Raw genomic sequence first — 19,269 nt, forward strand, 5'->3', positions numbered from 1 at the left:
CGTTCGAGGGCGTCACACTCCGCAGACTACCGCTCACAGCCCGAAGCGACGCTGGAGGTCCCCCAGCTGTCCGGGAAGGCGCGGTGCGGAACCGGGCCGGACGTGGCCGGATCCCGCCCCGGGGACGCCCGGCTCGTGCGGCACCGCGCCCGTCGCCTGCTCCGCCATCAGGGCCTCCGTCGACTGGAGCAGTACCGTCCCGGCGCCGACGAACTCGAACTGGTGCTCCTCGCCCGACGCCCCGCCGAGCCCGGTCAGCGCCCGCAGCCCGCCCATCACCCCGGTCATGTAGCCGTGGTCGTAGTGGTGGCAGGGTGAGGGGCAGTCGGCCCAGCCGACCAGGGCCTGCGGGTCCACGCGCAGGGGCGGCTCCATGAACACCACCGGGCCGTTCGACGCGGCCACGAACTTCCCCGTGCCGATGAGGGTCAGGAAGCCCGGCACGATCGACTGCTTCAGTGCCAGGGAGGGCTGGTAGGCGAGAAGATTGCCGGCGCGGATCGTGAGGTTGCCGTCGTCGAGGTCGAAGGAGTTCACGTCGAACGCGCGGTCCGCGAGCAGCATCTTGCCGCTGCCCTCCGCCACCACCCAGTCGCTCGCGTGCAGCGGGGAGTGGAAGCTGGAGCGGACGAGCCGGTCCAGGCCGCCGTGGCCGATGCCGTTGAAGTCGATGCGCCCGTAGTAGGCGATCATCTTGCCCTTCTGGAGGAACCACTGGGAGCCCTTGAGCTCCACGCAGAAGGTGTACGCGTTGACGTTGTCGTCGCTCGGCAGGGTCATGGGGTCGTGAATGACGGGCGTGCTCACAGCTTCTCCTCCGACGCCTGGACGTACACCGCACCGTTGCCGCTCAGCTCGAGCTGGAAGGCCTCGCCGGAGCCGCGTCCCACCATGTCGCGCCAGCCGAGGGCGGTGGACAGTTTGTTGCGGACGTCGCCGTGGTGGGCGACGTAGGCCTGCGGGTCCACGTGCACCGGACGGTTCGGGGTGATGGGCAGTTCGATCACTCCGCCGTGGGCCATCACGGCGACCGCGCCGTGGCCCTTGAGCGTCGTGGTGAACAGGCCCTGGCCGGTCACCTGGCCGCGCACCATGCCCATGACGCCGCCCTGGGAGCCCATGAACATCGTGCCCTGCTGGAGGGTGCCGTCGAAGGCCAGCAGGCGGTCCGCCTCGACGTACAGGGTCTCGCCGGTGAGGGTGATGACCTGGATGTGGTGGCCGCCGTGCCCGAACATCACCGTGCCGCTGCCCTCCACCGTCATCAGGGGGGCTGCCTCGTCGGCGACCCGGCGGCCGATCATCGACATCACGCCGCCCTGGCCACCGGCCATGTTCGGCGTGAAAGTGACCTCGCCCCGGTAGGCCAGCATCGCGCCACGCTGGCTGAACATCTTCTGTCCGGGGGAGATCGTCGCCTCGACCATCTTCGAATTGACCTCGCGGAACGGCATCAGACGTCCCCTCCGATCGTGTTGCGCTCGCTCGGCTGGACGTAGACCAGGCCGTCGCCCTCGAAGCGGATCTGGAACGCCTCGCCGCCACCCTCGCCCAGCAGTGTGCGGAAGGTCACACCGGACTGGAAGTTCTGCTGGAGGTTGCCCTGGTGCGCCACGTAGGCGCCGGGGTCCACCGACAGCGGGTACTGCGGCGTCACGCGCAGCACCACGGCCGGCCCGTCGGACATGATCGCGGCCTGTCCGGTGCCCTCGACCGTGGTGGTGAACAGCCCGGTCCCGGTCGCCCCGCCGCGCAGCCCGGTGAAGCTGGTGCCGGTGCGCAGGGAGGCGTCGGCGCACAGCAGGTTGCTGGACTCGACGTACAGCTTGTCGCCGTACAGCGAGACCAGGTTGATCTCGGACGCCCGGTCGGCGAAGAAGCAGGTGCCCTCCCCCTTCACCTCCATCATCTCCATCTGCTCGCCGGTGAGCCGGCGGGTCACCATCCCGCGGAGGCCCTCACCGCCGCCGGACATCTTCTTGAACGCCATCCGGCCGTCGTAGGCGACCATCGAGCCGTTCTTCGCTTTGACGGCGTCGCCGGTCATGTCGACGGCGAGCACCTTGCTGCCTTGGAGTCGGAACGTTGCCACGCGATGACGGTAACCGCAGGCCGCGGCGGCAGACAGGGCCCCGGGGAGGATCCCGACCCTGATACGGGGCGTGCGCGGCCGCCTGTCACAATGAACGGGTCGCTTGTGCACCGATTCACAAGATCCGGGCGCGGGCGACAGTCGCCCCCCGACCGACGCCGAAGGTGCTGCCTCGTGGACATCAAGACCGCCGCCTCCCTCCACCGCCTCCGACTGGTCTCCGCCCCGGAGGCCGTGTCGTTCATCCTGCTGCTCGTCTGCTCGGTGCTGAAGCGCACGACGGAGTTCAACGCGGTCCCGGTCATGGGCGCCGTCCACGGCGTGCTCTTCGTCCTGTACGTGCTGTTCTGGGCCGACGCCTGGAACCGCACCAAGTGGGAGCCGAAGACCGCCGCCCTGTACTTCGTGCTCTCCGTCCTGCCCTTCGGCGGGTTCTTCGCGGACCGCAGGCTCAAGCGCGCCGCCGACGACGCGGTGATCGCCTCCCGCGCCCGCCGCGAGGGCACGGTGAACGCGTGATCGTCGCCTTCTCCGTCACCCCGCTCGGCGTCGGCGAGGAGGTCGGCGCGTACGTCGCCGACGCCGTGCGCGTCGTCCGCGAGTCCGGGCTGCCGCACCGCACCGACGCCATGTTCACCTCCGTCGAGGGCGAGTGGGACGAGGTCATGGACGTCGTCCGGCGCGCCGTCGCCGCCGTGGAGGCACGCGCGCCCCGCGTCTCGCTGGTCCTGAAGGCCGACATCCGGCCCGGCGTCACGGACGGCCTGACCTCCAAGGTCGCCACGGTGGAGCGCCACCTCTCCGCCTGACCGCGCGTCCGCCCGTGCTCCCGGCCCGCGCCGGCCGGGGCACGGGCCGCTTCACACCCGGCGCGGCACAGAAACGCCCGCTCGGACGCCTCCGGTCGACACGTCGCTGGTTCTCCCCTTTGGTGGGGATATGCGACCCGCTCGACAGCTGGAGGCACCGTGCGGCCGGATGGCTACGACTACGACACCTACAGCCGTCTCGCCGGCCCCCTGACGGAACCGGGCCGGACGGCGTACCAGGTCCGGTACCGCAGCCTGCTCTCCCAGGAGCCGCACCGAATACGCGCCGTCCTGCTCATGACCCTGGCCCCGCTGCTCTCGGCGGCGGTGCTGGTGTACCTGGTCTGGCCCACCCACTGGACCACCCGCGAGGGCGGCGACCGCTGGCTCATCAGGTTCGACGCGGTGATGCTGGTGTCGATCGGGCTCATCTGCCTCTTCATGCTGATCAACGTGGTGTCCATCGCCCACGCCACGATGGTCGCCCGCGACCCGGTCCCCGTCGTGCCGCAGAAGGGCACCCGCGTCGCGTTCCTCACCACGTACGTACCGGGCAAAGAGCCCCTTTCCATGGTCCGCGCCACCCTCGAAGGCGCCGTCCGCGTCACCCACGACGGACGGCTGGACGTGTGGCTGCTCGACGAGGGCGACGACGAGCGGGCCAAGGCCCTGTGCCGCGAGCTCGGCGTACGCCACTTCACCCGGGCCGGGGTCCCCGCGTGGAACCGCCCCACGGGCGCGCACAAGGCCAGGACCAAGCACGGCAACTACAACGCGTGGCTCGCGATGCACGGCGACGACTACGACTTCTTCGCCTCCGTCGACACCGACCACGTCCCGCTGCCGAACTTCCTGGAGCGGACCCTCGGCTTCTTCCGCGACCCCGACGTCGCCTTCGTCGTCGGCCCCCAGGTGTACGGCAACTACACCTCGCCCGTCACCAAGGCCGCCGAGTCCCAGCAGTTCCTGTTCCACGCCCTCATCCAGCGCGCCGGCAACCGCTACCACGCCCCCATGTTCGTGGGCACCAACAACGTGGTGCGCGTCCGGGCCCTCAAGCAGATAGGCGGGCTGTACGACTCCATCACCGAGGACATGGCCACCGGCTTCGAGCTGCACCGCACCGCCAACCCGCGCACCGGGCACCTGTGGCGGTCCGTCTACACACCCGACGTCCTCGCGGTCGGGGAGGGGCCCGCCTCCTGGACCGACTTCTTCACCCAGCAACTGCGCTGGTCGCGCGGTACGTACGAGACCCTCTTCACGCAGTACGGGAAGGCGTTCTTCCGGGTGCCGCCCGGCCGGCTGCTCAACTACACGCTGATGCTGGTCTACTACCCGATGACGGCCGTCAACTGGTTCCTCGGCGTCCTGTCCTGCGTGCTGTTCCTCTGGCTCGGCGCCTCCGGAACCCAGGTCTCGTCGTCCGTCTGGCTGATGCTCTACAGCGACGCCGCCGCCCTCCAGATCGGCCTCTACCTGTGGAACCGCCGCCACAACGTCTCCCCCCACGAACCGGAGGGGTCCGGCGGCCTGGCCGGCATGGCGATGTCCGCGCTCTGCGCCCCGATCTACCTCAAGTCCCTGGTGTCGGCCCTGCTGCGCACCCACGGCCGCTTCGTCGTCACCCCCAAGGGCGGTGAGGCGAGCCCCGACCGGCCCGCCACCTTCCGTATCCACCTGTACTGGGCCGCCGTGCTCGCCGCCTCCCTCGTGGCCTCCGCCGTCCTCGGCCACACCCACGCGGCCATGCGCACCTGGGCGGTGCTCGCCCTGCTCATCGCCCTGGCCCCGGTCGCCGTCTGGGGCGGCGGCCTGCTCCTCGAGCGCCGGGCCCGCGCCCGCCTCCGCGCCCCGGATCCGGTGCCCGCCCCGCCGGTGGCGGTCACGGTCCGGCCGAAGACCGGGGACGACCCCGAGCCCGCGTTCGCCACGACGACAGGAGGGAACTGACCCATGGCCTACCGGCCGTCGAAGAAGCTCAAGAAGACCCTGCTCGGCGGAGGAGCGGTGGTTCTGCTCGCGGGCCTGAACGCGCCGGCCGCGCTCTCCTTCGCCGAGGAGAAGTACCACGCGTACAAGATCGCCCAGCCCGGGTACAAGGCCGCCTACGGCTCCTGGCAGCGGCTCGACGTGCCCGGCGCCTACCGGCTCAACGCCATCCACGCGGCCCTGCTCCACACCGGCAAGGTGCTCCTGATCGCGGGCTCGGGGAACAACCAGAAGAAGTTCGACGCGGGCACCTTCGAGACCATCCTGTGGGACCCGGTCGCCCACACCTTCAAGAAGATCCCGACCCCGGAGGACTTCTTCTGCGCGGGCCACAGCCAGCTCCCCGACGGCCGCCTCCTGGTGGCCGGCGGCACCGCCCGCTACGAGGTCCTGGACGGCGAGGTGAAGCGCGCCGGCGGCGGGATGCGCGTCAAGAACGAGAGCCCCGACAAGGCCGTCACCCTCAAGAAGGGCACCGTCTTCCGCTCGCCGTCGGGCGTCGAGTACGTCTCGAAGTTCGACGTGACCGTCCCCAAGGCCAAGCGCGACTTCAAGATCTCGTACTTCACGAGTGGCCAGATGAAGCCCTGGGAGACCAAGGTGACCGCCGCCGAGGCGCGGGTCTTCGTGGAGGCCAGGAAGGAGGGCCCCAAGGCCCTGACCACCCAGGCCGCCCAGTACCGGGTCGTCGGCCTCAAGGGCAAGGACGCGGCCAACGTCTACGGCATCGCCCAGCGGCTCACCACGGAGAAGCAGGACTTCCAGGGCATCAAGGCGGCGTACGAGTTCGACCCGAAGGCCGAGAAGTACGTGCCCGTCGCCCCCATGAAGGACGCCCGCTGGTACCCCACCCTGGTGACCCTCCAGGACGGCCGGGTGCTCGCCGTCTCCGGCCTCAACGACGTGGGGGACGTCGTACCCGGCGACAACGAGATCTACGACCCGAGGACGAAGAAGTGGACCAAGGGGCCCTTCCGCTACTTCCCCACCTACCCGGCCCTCTTCCTCACCCAGGGCGGCAAGCTCTTCTACACCGGCTCCAACGCCGGTTACGGGCCCGCCGAGAAGGGCCGCGTACCCGGCCTGTGGGACCTGCGGAAGAACACCTTCCAGCCCATCCGGGACATCACCGACCCCGACCAGCTCGAAACCTCCGCCTCCCTGCTGCTGCCGCCCGCCCAGGACCAGAAGCTGATGGTGCTCGGCGGCGGCGGGGTCGGCGAGTCGGAGCTGTCCACCCCCCGCACCGCGCTGATCGACCTCAAGGCCGCCAGGCCGGCGTTCCGCACGGGCGCGTCCCTGCCCCAGGGCACCCGCTACCTGAGCAGCGTGCTCCTGCCGGACGACACCGTCTTCACGACCGGCGGCTCCGAGAAGTACCGCGGCCGCAGCGGCAGCGACATCCTCAAGGCGCAGTTCTACGAGCCGGCGACCGACTCCTTCCGGGAGGCGGCCGAGCCCACGGTCGGCCGCAACTACCACTCGGAGGCGCTGCTGCTGCCCGACGGCCGGGTGGCGACGTTCGGCTCGGACCCGCTGTTCAACGACAAGGACAACACCAAGCTGGGCACCTTCGAACAGCGCGTGGAGGTGTTCGCCCCGCCCTACCTGTACGGACCGGGCGCCGACCGCCGGCCGGTGCTGGACGAGGGCCCCGGGGAACTCGACCGCAACGGCCGGGCCACCTTCCGCACCAAGGACGCCGCCCGCATCGTCAAGGCCCGGCTGATGCGGCCCAGCGCGGTGACGCACACGACGGACGTGGAGCAGCGTTCCATCGCGCTCGGCCTCACCAGGAGCAAGGACGCCATCACGGTCACGGCCCCGCTGGACCCGACCCTGGTGCCGCCCGGCTGGTACATGCTCTTCGCGGTCGACAAGGACGGGCGCCCGTCGGTGGCCAAGTGGGTCCGGGTGGGCCGGACGTCCCCCTGACCGGCCCCGCCGGACAACGCCCGGCCCCGCCGGACAACGCCCGGCCCCGCCGGACAACGCCCGGCCCCGCCGGACAACGCCCGGCCCCGCCGGACAACGCCCGGCCCCGGGCCCCGTCAGCCCTTGGCGCGGCGCGCCAGGCCCAGGGCGTACTCCGGCCACCACGTCCCGGCGGCCGGGCCGCCCCGGCAGGTGCCGTCGGACTCGCCCGGGCGCTTGATCCACAGGTAGGCGTCCACCCGCTCGTCGCCGGTGTCCTCGGTGGGCGGGGTGCCGAGCGCCCGCCCCGGCGGGTTGCACCAGGCCTCCTCGCCGTCGCCGGGGAAGGGGCCGGCGCCGTTGCGGCTGGTGTCGATGACGAAGTGGGCGCCGCCGAGCAGCGCCGACAGCTCCGTGCCGAAGGCGGTGACCGACGCGGTGGTCTGGAAGTTCGAGACGTTCAGCGCGAAGCCGTCCGCCCTGGTGACACCGGCCCGTCGCAGCGGGTCCACCAGCTTGCCCGGGTCCTTGAGCCAGGCCGGGTTGCCGGCGTCCAGGTACACCTTGGTGTTCGGCTGCCGCTTGAGCCGGTCGACCGCCCCGGCGAGCAGCGGGTAGCGCTCCGGGTGGTGCTGGTCGGGCGTGCAGCCGTCCACCATGTGCGGCACGGCGTCCGGCTCCAGGACGACGATGGCGGGCGCGTTCCCGATGGCCTCGGCGAACGAGCCGATCCACTCCCGGTAGGCCTCCGCGCTCGCCGCGCCGCCCTTCGAGTACATGCCGCAGTCGCGGTGGGGGATGTTGTACGCGACGAGGACGACCCGCTGGCGGGCGGCGGCCGCGCCGCGCACGGCCCGGCGGATGTCGGCGGCCGGCTCGTCCCAGGCGGGCCACTGGGCGGTCGGCCGTTCGGAGATCCGCCGCATCAGCTTGGCGTCCTCGGTGCGGCCCTGGGCCTCGTACACCTTGACCTGGCGGACCGCGGGGCCGGCCGGGTCGATCCAGAACGGCGAGCTCTTGCCCGGCGCGCTGCGGCCGACCGGCTCCTGGGCGGGTGCTTCCCCGCCGCCCTCGCCGCGCGGGCCGGAGGCGCAGCCGGCGGCGGCGAGGGCGGTGACGGACGCGGCCGCCACGAGAAGGGCGGTGCGTTCGCAAAACGGTCTGCGGCCGGACATCCAGCCCCCTCGTATGGCTCTGACGACGCGATGGACGGATCTGTCAATCCTGACATAGCGGGCAAGAGGTACGAGGCTGCGACACCGTCCCATCGTGGCGGGCGACCGAACACCGAGACGGGGCTGACCAGCATGTGACCAGTCGGTATGGTCGACGGCGTGCCGAAACCGCTCAGTCTCCCGTTCGACCCCATCGCCCGCGCCGACGAGCTCTGGGAGCGCCGCTGGGGGCCCGTCCCCTCCATGGGCGCGATCACCTCGATCATGCGCGCGCACCAGATCCTGCTCGCGGAGGTCGACGCGGTGGTCAAGCCCTACGGCCTGACCTTCGCCCGGTACGAGGCGCTGGTGCTGCTCACCTTCTCCAAGGAGGGCGAGCTGCCGATGTCCAAGATCGGTGAGCGGCTGATGGTGCACCCCACGTCCGTGACGAACACGGTCGACCGGCTGGTCAGGTCGGGGCTGGTGGCCAAGCGCCCCAACCCCAACGACGGGCGCGGCACCCTCGCCTCCATCACCGACAAAGGCCGCGAGGTCGTCGAGGCGGCGACGGCGGACCTGATGGCCATGGACTTCGGGCTCGGGGCCTACGACGCCGAGGAGTGCGCCGAGATCTTCGCGATGCTGCGCCCGCTGCGGATCGCGGCGCACGACTTCGAGGAGAAGTGAGGCGGGGTCCCCGCGCGAAGATCGCCCGGAACGGGCGGTTACGCTCACTGTCATGAAGAGGAGCGTGCTGACCCGCTACCGGGTCATGGCCTATGTGACCGCCGTCATGCTGCTCGTGCTCTGCACGTGCATGGTGTTCAAGTACGGGTTCGACAAGGGCGAGGATGTGACCTTCATGGTCTCCCAGGCCCACGGCGTCCTCTACATCATCTATCTGATCTTCGCCTTCGACCTCGGTTCCAAGGCGAAGTGGCCGTTCGGCAAGCTCCTGTGGATCCTGCTCTCCGGCACCATCCCCTTCGCCGCCTTCTTCGTCGAGCGCAAGGTCACGCGGGACGTCGAGCCGCTGCTGGCGGACGCCGCGCCGGTCGCCGTCAAGGCGTAGCCGCCCCTCCCGGACCGCCGTGCGCCACGCGCACGGCGGTCGGCCATCGACATTTACTAGGACGTCCTAGTAAATTCGGAGGCATGGACGCTGACGCCATCGAGGAAGGCCGCCGACGCTGGCAGGCCCGTTACGACGCCGCCCGCAAGCGCGACGCCGACTTCACCACGCTCTCCGGCGACCCCGTGGAGCCCGTCTACGGCCCCCGGCCCGGTGACACCTACGACGGCTTCGAGCGGATCGGCTGGCCCGGTGAGTACCCCTTCACCCGCGGCCTGTACCCGACCGGCTACCGGGGCCGCACCTGGACCATCCGCCAGTTCGCGGGTTTCGGCAACGCCGAGCAGACCAACGAGCGCTACAAGATGATCCTCGGCAACGGCGGCGGCGGGCTCTCCGTCGCCTTCGACATGCCGACCCTCATGGGCCGTGACTCCGACGACCCGCGCTCGCTCGGCGAGGTCGGCCACTGCGGCGTCGCCATCGACTCCGCCGCCGACATGGAGGTCCTCTTCAAGGACATCCCGCTCGGCGACGTCACCACGTCGATGACGATCAGCGGCCCGGCCGTCCCCGTCTTCTGCATGTACCTCGTCGCCGCCGAACGGCAGGGCGTCGACCCGGGCGTCCTCAACGGCACCCTCCAGACGGACATCTTCAAGGAGTACATCGCCCAGAAGGAGTGGCTCTTCCAGCCCGAGCCGCACCTCCGCCTCATCGGCGACCTGATGGAGCACTGCGCCCGGAACATCCCGGCGTACAAGCCGCTCTCCGTCTCCGGCTACCACATCCGCGAGGCCGGTGCGACGGCCGCGCAGGAGCTCGCCTACACGCTCGCCGACGGCTTCGGGTACGTCGAGCTCGGCCTCAGCCGGGGCCTGGACGTGGACGTCTTCGCCCCCGGCCTGTCCTTCTTCTTCGACGCCCACGTCGACTTCTTCGAGGAGATCGCCAAGTTCCGCGCCGCCCGCCGCATCTGGGCGCGCTGGATGAAGGAGGTCTACGGCGCGAAGAGCGACAAGGCGCAGTGGCTGCGGTTCCACACCCAGACCGCCGGTGTCTCCCTCACCGCCCAGCAGCCGTACAACAACGTCGTCCGCACCGCCGTGGAAGCCCTCGCGGCCGTCCTCGGCGGCACCAACTCGCTGCACACCAACGCCCTCGACGAGACCCTCGCCCTGCCCTCCGAGCAGGCCGCCGAGATCGCCCTGCGCACCCAGCAGGTGCTGATGGAGGAGACCGGCGTCGCCAACGTCGCCGACCCGCTGGGCGGTTCCTGGTACGTCGAGCAGCTCACCGACCGCATCGAGGCCGACGCCGAGAAGATCTTCGACCGGATAAAGGAGCGCGGGCTGCGCGCCCACCCCGACGGGCAGCACCCCATCGGGCCGATCACCTCCGGCATCCTGCGCGGCATCGAGGACGGCTGGTTCACCGGCGAGATCGCGGAGTCTGCCTTCCGGTACCAGCAGTCGCTGGAGAAGGGCGACAAGCGGGTCGTCGGCGTCAACTGCCACCACGGCTCCGTCACCGGCGACCTGGAGATCCTGCGGGTCAGCCACGAGGTCGAGCGCGAGCAGGTCAAGGTGCTCGGCGCGCGGAAGGCCGAGCGGGACGAGGCGCGGGTACGCACCTCCCTGGACGCCATGCTGGCCGCCGCCCGGGACGGCTCCAACATGATCGGCCCGATGCTGGACGCGGTCCGCGCCGAGGCCACGCTCGGCGAGATCTGCGACGCCCTGCGCGACGAGTGGGGCACGTACACCGAGCCGCCGGGCTTCTAGCTCGTATCCGCGGGTCGTGTCCGCGCCCGCACGGCGGCCCCCGTACCGGTTCCGGTACGGGGGCCCGCGCGGCCGCCGTACGCGCGACCGCCGCTACGGCAAGTCGGCGTCGCCGCCCAGATTGGCGACGAGCCGGCGCAGGACGTTCACCGCGACCGCGTACTCCTCGGCCCCGATGCCCTCGTGCATCCGCGCGTGAACCCGCGCGTTGCGCTCCCGGGCGCGGAGCCGGCCGGCCTCGCCCCCGGCGGTGAGAGTGAAGGCGCCCTCCGGCGACTCGGTCGCCCAGCCGCGGGCCACGAGGTCGTCGTACACCGCGTCGAAATCGGTGTCCTGGTCGTCGTAGCGCGACAGGCGGCGCGTCAGCGCCGGACGGGTCCAGGTGCCGGGGGCCCCGGCGACGTGGTTCAGCGTCCACCAGTGCGGCTGGGTGAGGTCCTCCTCGGCCAGGGCCGCGCGCAGCGCGCCGACGACCGCGCGGTGGGCGAGACCGGTCCACGCCCCGGCGGGCTGGGCGGCCAGTTCCTCGGTCGAATACTGCGTGATCATCGTCATGCCTGAACCGTAGAAACTCGACTGCGCTCGAGGTCAAGGCCGGGCATGCTGGCCCGATGCGCATCACCATCCGGAAGGCCGAGGACGGGGACTGGTCCGCCATCTGGCCGTTCTTCCACGAGATCGTCGCCGCCGGGGACACCTTCACCTACCCGCCGGACCTGGACGAGGAGGAGGGGCGCGGCTGGTGGATGCTGCCCGCCCCGCACCGGACCGTCGTCGCCGTCGACGAGGCGACCGGCGCCGTGGTGGGCACCGCCAAGATGAACAGCAACCAGGCCGGCAACGGCGCGCACATCGCCAGTGCCAGCTACATGACCGACCCCGCGCACGGCGGCCGCGGCGTGGGCCGGGCCCTCGTCGAGCACAGCATCGCGTGGGCACGGGAGCAGGGCTTCCGGGGCATGCAGTTCAACGCGGTCGTCGAGACCAACGTCCACGCGGTACGGCTCTACGAGCGGCTCGGGTTCCGGATCGTCGGCACGGTCCCCGAGGCCTTCCACCACCCCTCGGCGGGGTACGTGGGCCTGCACGTCATGCACCGCCCGCTCTGACGGCGCCCGCCCGCGCGGGCCGCGGTCAGGTCCGGGCCGCCGCCCCCAGGCCGCCCAGCAGCAGGGCGGTGAAGCGCTGGACCCACTCCGCGTCGACCGGTTCGGCGCTCACCAGCGCCCGGTGGACCACGGCCCCCGCGATCACGTCGAAGATCAGGTCGTCCGTCCCGGCGGCCGACGCCGGGCTCGCGGGGAGCTCGCCACGGGCCTGGGCGCGCTCCCGGCCCGCCAGGACGAGGCGCTTCTGCCGCTCCACGATCGAGGTGCGGATCCGCTCGCGCAGCGGCTCGTCGCGGGTGGACTCGGCGATGACGGCCATGAGCGCTGTCTTGGTCTCGGGCCGCTCCAGCAGGGCGGCGAACTGCACCACCACGCCCTCGATGTCGGCCGGCAGACTGCCCCGGTCAGGCAGTTCGAGCTCGTCGAAGAGGACGGCCACCGCGTCGACGACCAGTTCGTTCTTCCCGGCCCAGCGGCGGTAGAGCGTCGTCTTGGCGACCCCGGCGCGGCCGGCGACGTCGCCCATCGTCAGCTTCGACCAGCCCAGCTCGACCAGGGCGGCCCGGGTCGCCTCGAGTATCGCGGCGTCGGCCTCCGCCGAGCGGGGGCGACCACCGGTACGGCCGCGGGGAGAGGTGGAGCTGCTGCACATGACGCTCGACCATACCGGCGAGTACGTCCGGTGTTACCGGTCCGTACATGTGAGGCAGTTCACCGCTCCCCCCGGGCTCCGGACGGCTCGGATCGGGGTTACGCTACGACGCGTAGCGAAAGGCTTTGAGCGGCCCGAGCGACAACCACAGGCGCCAGGGTGGGGACCCGGTGCCGAAAACATCAGCCGGATCGCGTACGTCCGTACGCCCCGCATTCCGGCGGGGGGCGAGCGGACGGCCGCGGTTCGGCCATGGCTTACCGGTTACGCGCGCGGAAGGGGGAGGATGTACCCATGCAGCCTAGGAACATGTCCATGAGCGGCGTCGTCGACCTCGCCGCGGTGAAGGCGGCCGGAGAGGCCAAGGCGAAGGCGGAGCAGGCGCGAGCCCAGGCCGCCCGGGAGGGCGGCGGCGCGGCGGTCTCCCCGTCGGCCCTGGTGATCGATGTCGACGAGGCGGGGTTCGAGCGCGACATCCTCCAGCGCTCCACCGAGGTCCCGGTCGTCATCGACTTCTGGGCCGAGTGGTGCGAGCCGTGCAAGCAGCTCGGCCCTCTGCTGGAGCGGCTGGCCGCCGAGTACAACGGCCGGTTCGTGCTCGCCAAGATCGACGTCGACGCCAACCAGATGCTGATGCAGCAGTTCGGGATCCAGGGGATCCCGGCCGTTTTCGCGGTGGTCGCCGGCCAGGCACTGCCGCTGTTCCAGGGGGCGGCGCCCGAGGCGCAGATCCGCCAGACCCTGGACGAGCTGATCCGGGTGGGCGAGGAGCGGTTCGGCCTCACCGGCATCACGGTCGAACCGGACGCGGCCGGCGCCGCCGCGGCCCCGGCGCAGCCGGCCGGCCCGTACGACGCGCTGCTGGAGGCGGCGGTGCAGGCGCTGGACGCCAACGACTTCGGCGGGGCGATCCAGGCGTACAAGAACGTCCTGGTCGACGACCCGGCCAACACCGAGGCCAAGCTGGGCCTCGCCCAGGCGGAGCTGCTCTCCCGGGTGCGGGGCATGGACCCGCAGCTGGTCCGCAAGAACGCGGCGGACGACCCGGCCGACGTGCCGGCGCAGCTCGCCGCCGCCGACCTGGACCTGGTGGGTGGCCACGTGGAGGACGCCTTCGGCCGGCTCGTCGACACGGTGCGCCGCACGGCGGGCGATGAGCGGGACACGGCGCGGGTGCGGCTGCTGGAGCTCTTCGAGGTGATCGGCCCCGACGACCCGCGGGTCACCCGGGCCCGCGCGGCACTGGCCCGCGTGCTGTTCTGACGCACTGACCCCCCGTCAGAGCACGGGCGATTTGGCGACACGGTGACAAAATGCGGCCGCGCTTTACCAAAACTTGGTAAACGCGGCCGCTGTTACTTCCAGTAAATCAACACCCGCTTTATGTCCGGCTTTTGCCGCTGAAATCACCTTCTGTCGAACCGGTCGGTAGCACCCTGTGTGCCCGGGCGACATCACCCCGTCGTGGCGTGGTTATCCACCCGTTACTAGCCAGTAACGAACCCTCTTGTGTCGGCGCCGTGAATGGACCACGATCGGCCACGCTCGGTCCAATCCCGTACCACCCGGCAACCAGCCGCGTATACGGGAGCGGATCCCCACCGAGTGGGCCGGCGACATTGCCGCCGGCTCCGGACAGGGGGGTTCCTGCCCATCCCGGCAGGGCCTGTCCAAGCAGGGTTGCGCGAACGCGTGGCCAGTGGTTGTCGCTCGGGGGTGATCGCCGGTGATTCGGACGCGGCTCGCGCCTGACCCACGGGCGCTCTCCTTCCCGAGGACGTAGCACTTCTCCCATCCCAGGACGGGCCCTGGGCCCATCCGGAGATGTACGTCCGAGAAGGAGGAAACTTATGAAGTCCCAGATTCGCGGTGGGACCAGATGGAAGCGGTTCGCCGTCGTCATGGTGCCGAGCGTGGCCGCGACGGCCGCGATAGGCGTCGGTCTGGCCCAGGGTGCGCTCGCGGCGTCGTTCGCCGTGTCCGGCCAGGAGTTCAAGGTGACGGCCGGCCACCTCGACGGTCGCGGCTTCGCCCAGTACGGCGGCGTCGACATGGGGTACGCGAACGTCAAGGAGGGCAACCAGGTCGTTCCGCGGCCGGTCGCCATCTCGACGTTCAAGAACGCCACGATCACCAAGATGTGCCAGTCCGTGGTGACCCCCGACGTCCCGGTCTTCGGCAAGATCACGCTGAAGCTGACGGCGGGTCAGGACCCGAAGAAGCCGGTCGTCGCGGAGAACCTCTACCTCGACGTCACCGACCTCGACGCCGACGCCAAGTTCGAGAACATCGACATCGGCATCGCGGCCAAGGCCACCGACGACGAGCGCATCGGCAAGGGTCCCGCCGTCAAGGACACGAACATCAACCAGAACGGCTTCGCCCAGCAGGCGGACCGCGCCGTTCTGACCGGTGTCAAGCAGAAGGCGTGGGCGACCACCGCCGGCTCCTTCGAGCTGAGCGGTCTGAGCATGCGTCTGCACCGGGGCGACGGCCCCGACGTCGAGTGCTACTGACCGGTGAAACATGCGGGCGGGCAGGGATGCCCGTGGCGACCGTGCCCGCCCGTCTCCCTCTATAGATAGCAATGCCAGTACCAGGGAGCTTTTCATGAGCGCCGAGTCACCGGGTCAGAACGAGCACTACCTCCGCGTCATCCGCAGGCGGTTCCGCCAGTGGCGGGAGACCCGCCCGTTCTGGGCAGGCCTCTTCACCCTGCTGGGCGGATTCCCCATCGCCTACTTCCCGTACGCGAGCCTCAAGCTCGGGCAGATGACGCTCTCCATGGCGACCACGGCGGGCGCCGGATCACTGATCATCGGCGTCCTGCTGATGACGCTCGGTCTGACCATGTGGTTCCAGGCCATCGTGCGCGTGTTCGCCGGTGTCGCCACGATCCTGCTGGCCCTGATCTCCATCCCGGTGGCCAACCTGGGCGGGTTCCTCATCGGATTCCTGTTCGCCCTCACCGGTGGCGCGATGTCCATCGCCTGGGCGCCCGGGAAGCCGCGGGAGGCCGAGCCCGCCGAGACGGTGGAGGTGCCGGACGACCCGGCCCCGCTGGACGGCGGTACGGACGACACGGACGCGTACGGGACCGGCACGACAGTCGACGCCAACGGCGGGAGGAACAGTGCGGGGTGACGAAACCCAGCCGGTGACGAGAAAGGGGCCGCGCCACGCGGCACCGAGAAAGTCGCTGCTGACCAAGATCCAGGCGCCCGCGAGCAAGGCGATAGCCCTGGCCGCGATGCCCACCGCCGTGATCGTCGGTCTCGGGATGGCGCCCAAGGCGGCCCTGGCCGACGACAAGGACATCCCCTTCGCGCCCGGGCCGTGCGTGACCCGCTCCGACGAGCCGTCCGAGTCCGAGAAGCCCACCGCGTCGGCCTCACCGTCGCCCACGCCGTCGCCGAGCGCGACCGGTTCCGCCGGCACGGACGAGGAGAAGGAGCCGGCACCCGGCCCCAGCCCGTCCGCGAGCGAGACGCGGGAACCGGACACCACCGAGCCCAAGGCCGGCGCGACGAAGCCTCCCGCCGCCACGAGCCCGGCCCCCTCCGCGACCCCGACCCCGACCGCGAGCCCGGAACCCACCGAGACCAGGAACCCGCTGGACCCGCTGGGCATCGGCGACGCGATCAAGGACGTCTTCGACGGCCCCGACGAGGAGCCGACGGCCACCCCGTCGACCACCGCCCCCACCACGGCGGAGCCCTCCACCGAGCAGCCCACCGCGAAGCCGTCCGCCGAGGACCCCGCCGAGCCGTCGGCCGAGCCGGTCGAGAAGCCCGCCGGGAAGCCGGCCGGGCGGGACGACGACGTCGTCGACGAGACCAAGGAAGCGATCAAGGACGCGGCCGACAAGGCCGGCGCCGAGGTCGAGGAACTTCCCGAGGACGCCAAGGGACTCGACCCCAAGAAGGACGAGGACATCCCGGACGGCGCCAAGCCGCGCTTCCCCTGCCCCACCGCCGACCCGGAGGCCCTCGCCGCGGCCGAGCTGGAGCCCGGCATCCCGCTGCTGCCCGACGACCCGTGGAAGCTGGAGAGCACCAAGCTCACCCTGCGGGGCCTCGACTACCACGGCATCGTCGAGGTCAAGACCGGCAGCGGCAAGATCAAGAAGGTCCTGAAGTTCACGGCGGAGTCCGTCAGCATCGACGACCTCCACCAGCTCACGGTCCACTCCGACGGCCACACGGGCCACGTCACCTCGCGCCCCGGATCGACCTCCACGATCACCGGCGGCACGGTGACCATGTACACGGAGGAGCTGAAGGGCAACCTCTTCGGCCTCATCCCGATCACCTTCAGCCCGGACACCCCGCCCCCGCTGAACGTCCCGTACGCCTTCTTCACCAACGTGAAGGTCACCCAGGCCGGCCAGTTCGGCGGCGACCTCACGGTCCCGGGCCTGAAGAACTTCATCGAGGCCGACTGACCGGACAGCCTTTCCGGGAGCCGCACGACACGAGGGCCTCCCCACCCATGACGGGTGGGGAGGCCCTCGGCGCTTGCCGGGCACGGGCTACCGCCCGGGCCGGCGGCGGCATCCCGTGAACAGGGTGCCGCCCCCGGCCGGTACGGGACTCAGCCGAGTGCCTCGGCCGCCGTCCGCCGGATGCGCTTGGTGCGGCCCGAGGCGGCCAGGGCTCGCAGCACCGTCCCGTCACCCGCCTCGGTGGCGGCACGGAGCTGGAGCCAGTCGCTCCAGTCGTCGATCATCTCGGGCACGCGCTCCGCCGCGACCGCTCCGGACCGGAGATCCTCCAGGGTGGCCAGCTCCCGGGCCCGGCGTTCACCGAACGCGCGGACCTCCGGTGCGAGGGCCTCGACCCAGGCGCCCCGCTCGGAGCGGGGGAGCCGTTCGAGGGCCTCGCCCACGACGCCCGAGGCCAGCGCGCCGTCCGGTTCGGCGGCGACGGCGGCCAGCAGGGCCGACCGAGCCGTGTCCGATTCGAGGGCCGCCCGGTATAGCTCCCATCGGGCATGGCCGTCGGAAGCGTCGGACCGGGACCTGCCGAGGTGCTCCTCCAGCAGCCGCAGGGCGTCCCGCAGCTCGGCGGGCGGCTCAGCATCCGCCATTGGCCTTGAACCTTTCCATGGCTACCCGGATGTTCTCCTGCCGGTACGCACGTGGGCCGCGCCGTCCGGCCATGGACGGTGCGGCCCACGTGAGTGAACTGCGGATTCCCGGACCGGAGCCCCCGGTTGCGGGGGCTCCGCCGGGGGCGCGTCAGGCGCGGGATTCGCCGCCCAGGTGGTGGACGCGGACCATGTTGGTGGTGCCGGGGACGCCGGGGGGCGAGCCGGCGGTGATGACCATGGTGTCGCCGGCGTTGTAGCGCTGGAGCTTCAGCAGCTCGGCGTCGACCAGGTCCACCATCGCGTCGGTGTTGTCGACGTGGGGGACCACGAAGGACTCGACGCCCCAGCTCAGGGCGAGCTGGTTGCGGGTGGAGGCCTCCGTGGTGAAGGCGAGGATCGGCTGCTGGGCGCGGTAGCGGGAGAGGCGGCGGGCCGTGTCGCCGGACTTGGTGAAGGCGATGAGGGCCTTGCCGTCCAGGAAGTCCGCGATCTCGGCGGCCGCGCGGGCGACCGAGCCGCCCTGGGTGCGCGGCTTCTTGCCGGGGACCAGGGGCTGGAGGCCCTTGGAGAGCAGCTCCTCCTCGGCCGCCGTGACGATCTTCGACATCGTCTTCACGGTCTCGATCGGGTACGCGCCGACCGAGGACTCGGCGGACAGCATGACCGCGTCGGCGCCGTCCAGGATCGCGTTGGCGACGTCGGACGCCTCGGCGCGCGTGGGGCGCGAGTTGGTGATCATGGATTCCATCATCTGGGTGGCCACGATCACCGGCTTGGCGTTGCGGCGGCACATCTCGATGAGGCGCTTCTGCACCATCGGCACCCGCTCCAGCGGGTACTCCACGGCCAGGTCGCCGCGGGCCACCATCACACCGTCGAACGCCATCACGACGTCCTGCATGTTCTCGACGGCCTGCGGCTTCTCCACCTTGGCGATGACCGGCACGCGGATGCCGACCTCGTCCATGACCTTGTGGACGTCCTTGACGTCGTCGGCGTTGCGCACGAAGGACAGGGCGACCAGGTCGCAGCCCATCCGCAGCGCGAAGCGCAGGTCCTCGACGTCCTTCTCGGACAGCGCCGGGACGTTCACCGCGGCACCCGGCAGGTTGATGCCCTTGTGGTCGGAGATGACCCCGCCCTCGACGACGATGGACTTGACGCGCTGGCCGTCGACCTCGATGACGCGCAGCTCGACGTTGCCGTCGTTGATCAGGATCTGGTCGCCCTTGGAGACGTCTCCCGGGAGGCCCTTGTAGGTGGTGCCGCAGATGGACTTGTCACCGGGGACGTCCTCGGTGGTGATGGTGAACTCGTCCCCGCGGACGAGCTCGACCGGTCCCTCGGCGAAGGTTTCCAGACGGATCTTGGGGCCCTGGAGGTCGGCGAGGACGCCCACCGCGCGGCCGGTGTCCTCCGCGGCCTTGCGGAGGCGGTGGTACCGCTCCTCGTGCTCAGTGTGGGATCCGTGGCTCATGTTGAAACGGGCCACGTTCATACCGGCCTCGATGAGAGCTTTCAGCTGCTCGTACGAGTCGACGGCGGGGCCCAGTGTGCAGACGATTTTGGAACGGCGCATAAGGCGGATCCTATCGGT

20 protein-coding genes are annotated in these 19,269 nt (G+C 70.9%); 12 read left to right on the forward strand and 8 right to left on the reverse strand.

Going from position 1 to position 19,269, the window contains the following annotated elements:
• Positions 1–33 precede the first annotated feature (33 nt).
• The 3 genes from ACZ7LK_RS09865 to ACZ7LK_RS09875 are packed head-to-tail and all read right to left on the reverse strand — an operon-like array spanning position 34 to position 2,092.
• Positions 34–807 (reverse strand): AIM24 family protein, encoded by a 774-nt coding sequence (locus ACZ7LK_RS09865; protein WP_392271973.1) that lies wholly within the window; start codon positions 805–807, stop codon positions 34–36.
• A complete protein-coding gene (locus ACZ7LK_RS09870) occupies positions 804–1,454 on the reverse strand; it encodes an AIM24 family protein (RefSeq protein ID WP_392271972.1) in 651 nt (216 codons plus the stop codon). Before ACZ7LK_RS09870 ends, ACZ7LK_RS09865 begins: the two co-directional genes overlap by 4 nt.
• Positions 1,454–2,092 (reverse strand): AIM24 family protein, encoded by a 639-nt coding sequence (locus ACZ7LK_RS09875; RefSeq protein WP_392271971.1) that lies wholly within the window; start codon positions 2,090–2,092, stop codon positions 1,454–1,456. Before ACZ7LK_RS09875 ends, ACZ7LK_RS09870 begins: the two co-directional genes overlap by 1 nt.
• A 174-nt stretch (positions 2,093–2,266) precedes the next feature.
• Between ACZ7LK_RS09875 and ACZ7LK_RS09880 the strand changes: the two genes are divergently transcribed.
• From ACZ7LK_RS09880 to glxA, 4 genes are all read left to right on the forward strand, one after another.
• Entirely contained in the window at positions 2,267–2,611 is a 345-nt protein-coding gene (locus ACZ7LK_RS09880; RefSeq protein ID WP_392271970.1) for a DUF3817 domain-containing protein, read from the forward strand.
• Complete coding sequence (locus tag ACZ7LK_RS09885; protein WP_392271969.1) at positions 2,608–2,901, forward strand: MTH1187 family thiamine-binding protein; 294 nt, start codon at positions 2,608–2,610, stop codon at positions 2,899–2,901. Before ACZ7LK_RS09880 ends, ACZ7LK_RS09885 begins: the two co-directional genes overlap by 4 nt.
• 159 nt (positions 2,902–3,060) lie before the next feature.
• Complete coding sequence (locus ACZ7LK_RS09890; RefSeq protein WP_392271968.1) at positions 3,061–4,854, forward strand: glycosyltransferase family 2 protein; 1,794 nt, start codon at positions 3,061–3,063, stop codon at positions 4,852–4,854.
• A 3-nt stretch (positions 4,855–4,857) separates the two neighbouring features.
• On the forward strand, positions 4,858–6,828 hold the full coding sequence (gene glxA, locus ACZ7LK_RS09895; RefSeq protein ID WP_392271967.1) for a radical copper oxidase GlxA: 1,971 nt from the start codon (positions 4,858–4,860) through the stop codon (positions 6,826–6,828).
• A 116-nt stretch (positions 6,829–6,944) separates the two neighbouring features.
• Here the strand turns inward: glxA and ACZ7LK_RS09900 are convergent, their stop codons facing one another.
• Positions 6,945–7,982 carry a glycoside hydrolase family 6 protein gene (locus ACZ7LK_RS09900; RefSeq protein ID WP_471139393.1) on the reverse strand — a complete coding sequence of 346 codons (1,038 nt, stop codon included), beginning with the start codon at positions 7,980–7,982 and terminating at the stop codon, positions 6,945–6,947.
• Positions 7,983–8,141: 159 nt separating this feature from the next.
• Here ACZ7LK_RS09900 and ACZ7LK_RS09905 point away from each other — a divergent pair, with 159 nt between their 5' ends.
• From ACZ7LK_RS09905 to ACZ7LK_RS09915, 3 genes are all read left to right on the forward strand, one after another.
• Positions 8,142–8,651: a MarR family winged helix-turn-helix transcriptional regulator gene (locus tag ACZ7LK_RS09905; RefSeq protein WP_392271965.1), complete on the forward strand. Its 510-nt coding sequence runs from the start codon at positions 8,142–8,144 to the stop codon at positions 8,649–8,651.
• A 52-nt stretch (positions 8,652–8,703) separates the two neighbouring features.
• On the forward strand, positions 8,704–9,036 hold the full coding sequence (locus ACZ7LK_RS09910; RefSeq protein WP_469463611.1) for a DUF3817 domain-containing protein: 333 nt from the start codon (positions 8,704–8,706) through the stop codon (positions 9,034–9,036).
• An 83-nt stretch (positions 9,037–9,119) separates the two neighbouring features.
• Complete coding sequence (locus tag ACZ7LK_RS09915) at positions 9,120–10,820, forward strand: acyl-CoA mutase large subunit family protein (RefSeq protein WP_392271963.1); 1,701 nt, start codon at positions 9,120–9,122, stop codon at positions 10,818–10,820.
• Positions 10,821–10,913: 93 nt separating this feature from the next.
• On the opposite strand, the gene ACZ7LK_RS09920 is transcribed toward ACZ7LK_RS09915, so the two are convergent.
• Positions 10,914–11,375 carry a MarR family transcriptional regulator gene (locus ACZ7LK_RS09920; protein WP_392271962.1) on the reverse strand — a complete coding sequence of 154 codons (462 nt, stop codon included), beginning with the start codon at positions 11,373–11,375 and terminating at the stop codon, positions 10,914–10,916.
• A gap of 62 nt (positions 11,376–11,437) precedes the next feature.
• On the opposite strand from ACZ7LK_RS09920, the gene ACZ7LK_RS09925 reads away from it, so the two are divergent.
• A complete protein-coding gene (locus ACZ7LK_RS09925; protein ID WP_471139584.1) occupies positions 11,438–11,929 on the forward strand; it encodes a GNAT family N-acetyltransferase in 492 nt (163 codons plus the stop codon).
• A 25-nt stretch (positions 11,930–11,954) separates the two neighbouring features.
• Here the strand turns inward: ACZ7LK_RS09925 and ACZ7LK_RS09930 are convergent, their stop codons facing one another.
• Complete coding sequence (locus ACZ7LK_RS09930) at positions 11,955–12,581, reverse strand: TetR/AcrR family transcriptional regulator (RefSeq protein ID WP_392271961.1); 627 nt, start codon at positions 12,579–12,581, stop codon at positions 11,955–11,957.
• Between the two features lie 294 nt (positions 12,582–12,875).
• Here ACZ7LK_RS09930 and ACZ7LK_RS09935 point away from each other — a divergent pair, with 294 nt between their 5' ends.
• From ACZ7LK_RS09935 to ACZ7LK_RS09950, 4 genes are all read left to right on the forward strand, one after another.
• Positions 12,876–13,844 carry a tetratricopeptide repeat protein gene (locus ACZ7LK_RS09935; protein ID WP_392271960.1) on the forward strand — a complete coding sequence of 323 codons (969 nt, stop codon included), beginning with the start codon at positions 12,876–12,878 and terminating at the stop codon, positions 13,842–13,844.
• A 587-nt stretch (positions 13,845–14,431) separates the two neighbouring features.
• Complete coding sequence (locus tag ACZ7LK_RS09940) at positions 14,432–15,097, forward strand: DUF6230 family protein (RefSeq protein ID WP_471139399.1); 666 nt, start codon at positions 14,432–14,434, stop codon at positions 15,095–15,097.
• Positions 15,098–15,191: 94 nt separating this feature from the next.
• Complete coding sequence (locus ACZ7LK_RS09945; protein ID WP_471139402.1) at positions 15,192–15,725, forward strand: DUF6114 domain-containing protein; 534 nt, start codon at positions 15,192–15,194, stop codon at positions 15,723–15,725.
• A complete protein-coding gene (locus tag ACZ7LK_RS09950) occupies positions 15,715–17,025 on the forward strand; it encodes a hypothetical protein (protein ID WP_471139405.1) in 1,311 nt (436 codons plus the stop codon). Before ACZ7LK_RS09945 ends, ACZ7LK_RS09950 begins: the two co-directional genes overlap by 11 nt.
• Positions 17,026–17,174: 149 nt before the next feature.
• On the opposite strand, the gene ACZ7LK_RS09955 is transcribed toward ACZ7LK_RS09950, so the two are convergent.
• The gene (locus ACZ7LK_RS09955) at positions 17,175–17,669 is read right to left on the reverse strand and encodes a hypothetical protein (protein ID WP_471139407.1); all 495 of its coding nucleotides are present in this window, start codon (positions 17,667–17,669) and stop codon (positions 17,175–17,177) included.
• A gap of 151 nt (positions 17,670–17,820) precedes the next feature.
• Complete coding sequence (gene pyk, locus ACZ7LK_RS09960) at positions 17,821–19,251, reverse strand: pyruvate kinase (RefSeq protein WP_392271955.1); 1,431 nt, start codon at positions 19,249–19,251, stop codon at positions 17,821–17,823.
• Positions 19,252–19,269: the final 18 nt, after the last annotated feature.

The organism is Streptomyces sp. NPDC039423 (assembly GCF_055598725.1).